Below are 509 nucleotides of genomic sequence, written 5' to 3'. Positions count from 1 at the left end.
AAGCCAGCTTATTCAGCTGGCTTCGTTACATCTCAATGAGATAATTAGGCGCTTGGCGATGACCTACTCTCACATGGGGGTGAAATCATCGCGCTATAAATACGGAGTATTTAGCCATGATTGAACGCGAAGAAGCTTGTCTTCGTAGCTGGGGAGTCCGCTTAGCGGCGGGTTGACATCGAGATAAGTTTTCGCGGAGCGTATAAACACCAAAGCCCTAGCGGTTTAGGCTAGGGCTTTGGTGTTTATTTGGATGCTTGGCGATGACCTACTCTCACATGGGGAGACCCCACACTACCATCGGCGCGTTTGCGTTTCACTTCTGAGTTCGGGATGGGATCAGGTGGTTCCACAAGGCTATTGTCACCAAGCAAATTCTGTTTATTACCGTGTCCATCACTGGCTCACGCTAATAATAATTCGGAAAGCTGATTTTCTTTGTTTGAGTTCAAACTTCATCAAGTGTCGATATTCTGTCTAAGGCTTTTCGTACGACCTCCATGGCATGG

At 47.3% G+C, this 509-nt stretch carries 1 rRNA gene; it reads right to left on the bottom strand.

Features of this window, described 5'->3' with window-relative positions:
* Nucleotides 1-255: 255 nt before the first annotated feature.
* Nucleotides 256-371 (bottom strand): 5S ribosomal RNA (gene rrf / locus L5M29_RS23735).
* Nucleotides 372-509: the final 138 nt, after the last annotated feature.

Source organism: Shewanella sp. SM95 (assembly GCF_025653595.1).
GTDB classification, from domain to species: Bacteria; Pseudomonadota; Gammaproteobacteria; order Enterobacterales; family Shewanellaceae; genus Shewanella; species Shewanella oncorhynchi.
The sequence above is the reverse complement of the archived record's forward strand: the minus strand, read 5'-3'. Positions and strand labels throughout refer to the sequence as shown.